Source organism: Delftia sp. (genome assembly GCF_059499305.1).
In genome coordinates, this window is sequence record NZ_JCABYI010000011.1 from 85359 (window position 1) to 93348 (window position 7990).

Annotated in this window: 8 protein-coding genes; 6 read left to right on the plus strand and 2 right to left on the minus strand. The window is 68.3% G+C overall.

Annotation, left to right across the window (positions count from 1 at the left end; all coding sequences use genetic code 11):
* Positions 1-948, plus strand: coding sequence for a response regulator (locus AC5I49_RS08850; RefSeq protein ID WP_495789201.1), 948 nt, complete (start codon positions 1-3; stop codon positions 946-948).
* Here the strand turns inward: AC5I49_RS08850 and AC5I49_RS08855 are convergent.
* The gene (locus AC5I49_RS08855) at positions 921-1415 is read right to left on the minus strand and encodes a PACE efflux transporter (protein ID WP_016452173.1); all 495 of its coding nucleotides are present in this window, start codon (positions 1413-1415) and stop codon (positions 921-923) included. The genes AC5I49_RS08850 and AC5I49_RS08855 overlap by 28 nt on opposite strands.
* A 74-nt stretch (positions 1416-1489) precedes the next feature.
* On the opposite strand from AC5I49_RS08855, the gene AC5I49_RS08860 reads away from it, so the two are divergent.
* The 4 genes from AC5I49_RS08860 (at position 1490) to AC5I49_RS08875 (ending at position 5450) form a co-directional block, all read left to right on the plus strand.
* Positions 1490-2422, plus strand: coding sequence for a LysR family transcriptional regulator (locus AC5I49_RS08860; protein ID WP_016452174.1), 933 nt, complete (start codon positions 1490-1492; stop codon positions 2420-2422).
* Between the two features lie 68 nt (positions 2423-2490).
* Positions 2491-4137, plus strand: coding sequence for a M30 family zinc metallopeptidase (locus AC5I49_RS08865; RefSeq protein ID WP_016452175.1), 1647 nt, complete (start codon positions 2491-2493; stop codon positions 4135-4137).
* A 5-nt stretch (positions 4138-4142) separates the two neighbouring features.
* Positions 4143-4544 (plus strand): hypothetical protein, encoded by a 402-nt coding sequence (locus tag AC5I49_RS08870; RefSeq protein WP_016452176.1) that lies wholly within the window; start codon positions 4143-4145, stop codon positions 4542-4544.
* Between the two features lie 27 nt (positions 4545-4571).
* Positions 4572-5450 carry a PPK2 family polyphosphate kinase gene (locus AC5I49_RS08875; protein ID WP_017404944.1) on the plus strand — a complete coding sequence of 293 codons (879 nt, stop codon included), beginning with the start codon at positions 4572-4574 and terminating at the stop codon, positions 5448-5450.
* 24 nt (positions 5451-5474) lie between these two features.
* Here AC5I49_RS08875 and AC5I49_RS08880 read toward each other — a convergent pair whose 3' ends face one another.
* Positions 5475-6293, minus strand: coding sequence for a fumarylacetoacetate hydrolase family protein (locus tag AC5I49_RS08880; RefSeq protein ID WP_074921224.1), 819 nt, complete (start codon positions 6291-6293; stop codon positions 5475-5477).
* A gap of 176 nt (positions 6294-6469) precedes the next feature.
* Here AC5I49_RS08880 and AC5I49_RS08885 point away from each other — a divergent pair, with 176 nt between their 5' ends.
* Entirely contained in the window at positions 6470-7774 is a 1305-nt protein-coding gene (locus AC5I49_RS08885; RefSeq protein WP_016450234.1) for a Glu/Leu/Phe/Val family dehydrogenase, read from the plus strand.
* Positions 7775-7990: the final 216 nt, after the last annotated feature.

Sequence of the window (7990 nt, forward strand, 5' to 3'; positions counted from 1 at the left end):
ATGACCGCCACCACCACCGCCAACAGCCGCAGCAGCCATGGCAACAGCGCCCATGTGATCCTCGTGGTGGACGACGCGCTGGACAGCCTTCGCATGCTGTGCGATGCCCTGGCCGCCGAAGGCTACGTGGTGCTCGCCGCGCGCGATGCCGACGAGGCGCTGCAGCGCTTTGCCCTGACCGTGCCCGATGGCGTGCTGCTGGACGCCGTCATGCCCGGCATGGACGGCTTCACGCTGTGCCGCCGGCTCAAGGACACGCCGGCCTGGGCCCACGTGCCCGTGGTCTTCATGACCGGCCTGTCGGACACGGACCAGATCATCCGCGGCTTTGCCAGCGGCGGCGTGGACTACGTGGTCAAGCCGCTGCGCATCCCCGAGGTGCTGGTGCGCCTGGCCACCCATGTGCGCAACGCCCGCGCCACGCGCCAGGCGCAGGAGGCCGTGGACGTGGCGGGGCTGGGGGTGGTGGTGCTCGACGGCCAGGGCCGCGTGGCCTGGCGCTCTCCCCAGGCAGCGCGCTGGCTGGAGGAGGCCTTTGCGGACCAGCCCTTCCCCATGGAGGCGGCCGGGGACTGGCTGGCCGGTGCCCACCAGTCGGACCAGGCCGGTCACCAGGATCTGGCGCTGGCCCTGGCCGATGGCCGCCAGTTGCTGGCGCGCCACATGGGCGCCAGCGGCCTGGGGGAGTCGATGGTGCTGCTCAGCCACGAGGCGCCGCAGGCGCCCGCCGCGCGCCGGCTGCAGCAGGTGGCGCTCACCCCGCGCGAGACCGAGGTGCTGTCATGGCTGAGCAAGGGCAAGACCAACCGCGACATCGCCGACATCCTGGGCATGAGCCCGCGCACGGTCAACAAGCACCTGGAGCACATCTTCGAGAAACTCGGCGTGGAGACCCGCACGGCCGCCGCCGCCGTGGCCGGTCAGCTGCTGCAGGCCGGCTCGCCCTGAGCGCGGGGTGCCACCGCAGCGGATGCCGAGGCCGAGGCCGGCAGGCCGAACACATGGTCGAAGCACCAGTTGAAGACATAGGTGTAGACCAGGAAGAAGACCAGCAGGCCGGCCTCCATCACCGTGGCCTCCCACAGCGTGACGCCGAACCACCAGGCCATCAGCGGGATCAGCACCATGGCCAGCCCGCCCTCGAAGCCCAGGGCGTGCACCACGCGGCGCAGCACCGAGCGGCCCTTGACGCTCTGACGCGACTCCCACTGCTCGAACAGGTGGTTGAAGGTCAGGTTCCAGACGATGGCCAGCGTGGAGGCGGCAATCGCCATGCCGCCCGAATGCCCGGCGCTCTGGCCGATGGCCATGAACAGCAGGCTGGAGGCGAGGATGGCGATCAATTCATACAGGGTCACGAAGACCACTTTGCGCTTGGGCCCCTGGAGGCCCTTTTTGTGTGTCTGCAAGGTCATAGGGGGCGCAGTCTATATGCCGGCAATTGAACGTTAAAGTCAGATTCTTTCAATAAATCTGACAGGTCCCCACCATGTCCTTTCCAGCCGACCAGGTGCCGCTGTTCATTGCCGTGCTGGACCACGGCTCGTTTTCCGCCGCCGCGCGCCAGCTGGGCCGCGTGCCCTCGGCCGTGAGCATGGCCATCGCCCAGCTGGAAGCCGAGCTGGACCTGCAGTTGTTCGACCGCAGCGGCCGCGAGCCCCGGCCCACGGCGGCGGCACGCGCACTCGAACCCCAGGCCCGGCTGCTGGCCGCCCAGCTGCAGCAGCTCAACCACCAGGCGCTGGCCCTGCACCAGGGACTGGAGGAGCGGCTGACCCTGGTGATCGCGCCCGAGCTGCTGTCCACGGCCTGGGCCGCGCCGCTGCAGCCGCTGGTCGAGGAATTCCCGGGTCTGGAGGTGGAAGTGCTGGTGGCCGCCCAGGTCGATGCGCTCAAGGAACTGCACTCGGGCCGCGCACATCTGGCCCTGGTCTTCGAGCGCCCGGCCATCGACGGGCGCGAGGATTTCCAGGAGATGGGCCAGGAAACCATGGTCGCCGTGATGGCGGCCAGGCATCCGCTGGCCCGGCAACTGGGCGTGGACGGGCAGCAGCGCCTGGACGTGGGCCAGCTGGCCGGCGCGCGCCAGATCCTGCTGGCCAGCCGCGACCTGGCCCATACCGATCCGCGCTTCGTGTTCTCGCACCAGCTGTGGCGCACGGACAGCCACCTGGCAGCCCTGTCGCTGATCTCGGCCGGCCTGGGCTGGGGGTGGCTGCCCTTCAGCGTCGCCGAGCCCCTGCTGCAAACGGGCGCGCTGCTGCGCATCCCGCTGTGCAACATCAGCAACGGCACCCAGCTGTTCGTCGATTGGGTGTGGTCCAAGGAGCGCCCGCTGGGGCTGGCGGCGCGGCGGTTCGTGGAGCAGTTGCAGGTGCCGGTGCGGCCGTTGCCGGACAGCGATGCGGATCGCATCGGGTAGCATCTCTCGCCATATCGGACCAAAAATCCACATCTCCAGCAGCAGGTCACACAAGAGGAAGGGAAAACATGTTCTTTGATCATCATCACAGCAAGACCGCCATCGCACTGGCCCTGGGCGCCGTTCTGGCCGGTTGCGGCGGAGGTGGAGGCGGCGGCCCGTCCGGCCCGTCTTCGCAGTTGACCGCCGCCTGCTCGGGCACGGCCTGCGGCGCGGCCAATGCCACCACCTATTCGGGCCAGGGCGTGGGCGTCTGGAGCTACACCAACACCACGCAGGCCGAGCAGCAGATCCCTGTGGGTCTGACCAACCTGGGCAGCAAGCAGGTCACGCTGATCTACACCAACAACGGCGACGCCAGCGTGCCCATGCCCGCCCTGACGCTGACTCCGCCTGCGGCGACCACCGCCACGGCCCAGAAAAGCCTCAGCGCCGCACCCGCAACGGTCAACCGGATTCCCGAGCGCATCCGCAACTTCAAGCCCCGCCTGACGGCAGCGGACATGCAGGCGCGGCAATCCATCAAGCCGCAGGCAGCGGCCATCCTGCCCGTGGGCAGCCAGCGCAGCTGGTTCGTCCAACCCGGCGACTCCCGCATCGAAGCCCGCCAGGCCACGCTCAGACGCCAGGCCAGCGTGCCCACGCCCACCGGCACCCGCACCATCAACGTCTGGCTGGAAGACAGCGAGTACGACGCTGCCAAGGTCAGCGATGCGATGCTCGACACGCTGCTCCAGCGATTCACCAGCGGCTCCGACGCGGTCTATCCCCTGATCACGGGGCTGTCGGGCGAGCCCTGGGGCGCTCACTCCTACAGCGACCTCATCGACCCCGAACAGCCCCTGGACATCGTGTTCGTGAATTTCGTTCCGGACCGCACTCCGTACGGGCTGCTGGGCTATTTCTGGTCTCTGAACAACTTCAAGCAGGACCCGGCGAACCCCGACCTCAAGTACAGCAATCAATCGCTGTCGTTCTACATGGATACGGAAACGCTGTACCTGGATCCTGCCGAAGGCATGACCAACCAGATCAGCACGCTGTCCCATGAGTTCGTCCACATGACGAACTTCTACCGCCGCAGCGTCCAGCTGTCCAAGCCGGGAACCGACTACGCGTTCGACACCTTCCTGGAGGAAATGAGCGCCATGATGGGCGAAGACATCGTGGCCCAGCGCGTCACGCCCGGCTTCAACTCCATCGCCAATGGACGCGTCCCTTCCTGGCTGTCCCGCTCGGGCTTCAACTGCGACCCCGCCGCCTGGAGCGCCGACACCGCCGCGCCCTGCTTCGGCTACGACGTCAACGGCAGCCTGGGCGCCTATCTGGTGCGCCAGTACGGCGTGGGCTTCTACAAGCAGCTGCTGAGCAACACCACGTCCACCGATTCGCTGCAGGTCCTGGGCAATGCCATACAGCAAGCGGGCGGCCCCACGCTGCCGGTCGCCATCCAGCGCTGGGGCGCCAACATCGCACTGCTGCCCGGCGATGTGCCCAGCGGCTATGGCTGGCCCGCGCGCACGGAGCAGGGCTTCACCCTGGCCGCGATCAACGGCAGCAGCCTGGCGTCTTCCCGGGTCCTGCCCACCACGGTACCGGTGAACCTCAATGCGCGCGGCCATTTCCCCTTCCTGCGTCAGCCTGATGCGCAAGGCACCTACCAGGAACAGCTGCGTGTTCCGGCAGGCAGCACGCTGACAGCCGTCGTACGCTGAACGCCATGAACCACGCACACCCGACTGCTTCCGCCCGCGGCCTGCGCCGCAGTCTGCCGCTGCTGCTGGCCAGCGGCCTGGCCCTGCTGAGCGCCTGCTCGGCCCCGGCTTCGCCCGCCGCCAGCGCGGCTGCGCCGGCCTCGGGTGCGGCGGCTGAACCAAGCCAACCCCTGACCCTGCAAGGCCGTCTGGTGCTGCGCGGCAATGCGCCCCATGAGCAGCCCGTGCTGCAGACCACCTCCGGCGAGACCTGGCAGCTCCAGGGCCTGAGCGCCGAGCAGATCACGCAGTGGCAGCGGCAGAACGTGGAAGTCCGGGGCCAGCCCGGCCCCAGGCCCGCCGCTGGCGCCGCGCCTTCGATGGCGCAGCCGCAACTGCAGGTGCAATCCATTCGCGCCCGGCCCTGACATTCCACCTCACCCACCGCTCTATCCATGGACGCCTCCAACCCTTTCTCCAGCCGCGATGCGGCCGTGCAAAAGCTCTGGGAACAGTGGCAGCCGCGCTCCGCCAGGTCCGACAAGGACAAGGACAAGCCCATTGCCCTGGCCGACTTCGACCCGGGCGCCAAGCCCTTTTCCAATGGCAACGGCAAGGCCGAGGACAAGGTCGCCGTCGAGGCCCTGGCCGAGGAGCTGGATGCGCTGCAGAACCTGCTGTACGCCGACCGCCGCTACAAGCTGCTGGTCGTGCTGCAGGGCACGGACACGGCGGGCAAGGACGGCACCATCCGTGGCGTCTTCGGCCGCATGAGTGCGCTGGGCGTGCACGCCGTGGGCTGGAAGGCCCCCACCGAGGCCGAGCGCGCCCATGACTACCTGTGGCGCATCCACCAGCAGGTGCCTGCCGCTGGCGAAATCACGGTCTTCAACCGCAGCCATTACGAGGACGTGCTGGTGCCCGTGGTCAACGGCTGGATCACACCCGAGCAGCAGCGCCAGCGCTTTGCCCACATCAACGACTTCGAGCGCATGCTCAGCGAGACGGGCACCGTGGTCGTCAAGTTCCTGCTGCACATCAGCGCCGACGAACAGCGCATGCGCCTGCAGGAGCGCCTGGACGACCCGGCCAAGCACTGGAAGTTCGACGAGAACGACATGAAGGTGCGCACGCAGTGGAAGGACTACCAGCAGGCCTACGGCCAGCTGCTGGGCGCCACGCATACGCCCTGGGCGCCCTGGACCATCGTGCCGGCCGACTCCAAGACGCACCGCAACCTCATGATCGCCACCTTGCTGCGCGAGGTGCTGCGCAACCTGGAACTGCGCTTTCCGCCCGGCGATCCGGCCCTCAAGGACTACAAGATCACCTGATCACTCGATGGCCTGCCTGAAGGTTCACAGCTGCAGGCGGGCTTCGGCGATGCCGTCCAGCTCGGCCACCACCAGGTCGCCGGCCTGGGCAAAGGCCAGGCCATTCCACGTGCCCGTGGTCACCACCGTGCCTGCGGGCACGCTGCCATAGCGGCGCACCAGCTCCTGCAGCCAGCCGGCCAGCAGCCACAGCGGATCGCCCAGCGGATGCGTTCCGGTGAACGCCTGCAGCGGCGCCGCACCCACGCGCAGCCGGCAGACCTGGGCAGACCAGTCCCGCGGCGACTCGCGCGGCAGCAGCCGCGAAGCGTCCTGCCACGGCCCCAGCACCAGGGCGCCATGGCACAGGCCGTCGGCGGCCAGCAGCAGCGGCGGCGCCTTCAGGTGCTGGCGCCAGCGCGTATCCACCACCTCGATGGCGGCGGTGATGCCGTCGATCAGCTCCAGCCCATCGCCGGGCTGCAGCGCGGAAGCCATCTCGGCCGTCACCTCGCGGCCCAGGCGCAGGGCGATCTCGGCTTCGATGCCGCGCAGGTGCAGCGGCGCGCCACCGGCCACCGAAGGACTGGCCCAGACGCCTTCTTCGGGCAGCGGCGCATGGGTCAGCGGGGCATCGCGGCGCGGCGCGCCAGACTTCCAATAGCCCGGAACGCGGCCCGGTCCCTGCTGGCTGCCGGCCACGCGCCAGCCCAGGGCGGGCGCCATGGCGGCCTGCACGGCCTGCGCATCTGCGGGCGCGCGCACCACGTCGGCCCAGTCGTCGGCATCCAGCAATTCGCCGCTGTGGCGCGCCTGGAGCAGCGCATGGGCCAAGTCTGTGGGAGTGCGGGGGTTGTTCGTCATGGAGCGGCTTTCTTGGAGTGCATCGGAGGGTCGCAAGCGGCCCCGATTGTCCGCTGGACAAGGCGATCCCATGGTTATGCATTAAATGCATAAGGCTCTCGCGCATAAGGCGTTGGACAGCGCATAGCCCCGGGAATAAGCTCAAAACCCTCAGACAACTCTTGTGTGGAACCACCATGCAGCAACCCGCTTCGGCCGGCGTTACCAACCACGCCATCCCTTCCTACCTGCAGGCTGATCACCTCGGCCCCTGGGGCAATTACCTGCAGCAGGTCGATCGCGTCACCCCCTACCTGGGCCATCTCGCCCGCTGGGTCGAAACCCTCAAGCGCCCCAAGCGCATCCTGATCGTCGATGTGCCGATCGAGCTGGACAACGGCACCATCGCCCACTACGAAGGCTACCGCGTGCAGCACAACCTGAGCCGCGGCCCCGGCAAGGGCGGCGTGCGCTTCCACCAGGACGTGACCCTGTCCGAAGTCATGGCCCTGTCGGCCTGGATGTCGGTCAAGAACGCGGCCGTCAACGTGCCCTACGGCGGCGCCAAGGGCGGCATCCGTGTCGATCCCAAGACGCTGTCGCGCGGTGAGCTGGAGCGCCTGACGCGCCGCTACACCAGCGAGATCGGCCTGCTGATCGGCCCCTCCAAGGACATTCCAGCGCCTGACGTCAACACGAACGGCCAGATCATGTCCTGGATGATGGACACCTACTCCATGAACACCGGCGCCACCGCCACCGGCGTGGTCACGGGCAAGCCCGTGGACCTGGGCGGCTCGCTGGGCCGCGTCGAGGCCACCGGCCGCGGCGTGTTCACCGTGGGCGTGGAAGCGGCCAAGCTGACCGGCCTGTCGGTCCAGGGCGCGCGCATTGCCGTGCAGGGCTTCGGCAACGTGGGCGGCACGGCCGGCAAGCTGTTCGCCGACGCGGGCGCCAAGGTCGTGGCCGTGCAGGACCACACCGGCACCATCCGCAACGCCAACGGCCTGGATGTGACGGCCCTGCTGGCCCACGTGGCCGCCAAGGGCGGCGTGGGCGGCTTTGACGGCGCCGAGGCCATGGACGCTGCCGATTTCTGGGGCGTGGACTGCGACATCCTGATCCCCGCCGCACTGGAAGGCCAGATCACCAAGGACAACGCCGGCAAGATCAAGGCCAAGATGGTGATCGAGGGTGCCAACGGCCCCACCACCACCGAGGCCGACGACATCCTGACCGAAAAGGGCGTGCTGGTGCTGCCCGACGTGCTGGCCAATGCCGGCGGCGTGACGGTGAGCTACTTCGAATGGGTGCAAGACTTCTCCAGCTTCTTCTGGAGCGAGGACGAGATCAACGCCCGCCTGGTGCGCATCATGCAGGACGCCTTCGCGGCCATCTGGCAGGTGGCCCAGCAGCACGGCGTGACGCTGCGCACCGCCACCTTCATCGTGGCCTGCCAGCGCATCCTGCATGCGCGCGAAATGCGGGGACTGTATCCCTGATCACCCCCTGAGGCGCTGACGCGCCTTCCCCCTCTCTGCTTGCTTCGCAAGGGAGGGGGACGACACCCTCGCGGCGGGGCGGCCCTTGCTCGGTGTCCCTGACTTGGGCCGCGCCAGTTTTTGGCGCTGTGCACCACACGGTCAATGAAAGGCGCTTCGGCTGTACGTGTCAAGGACATGGGTAACAACTCAGCTCACAGACATGGGTAACACTTC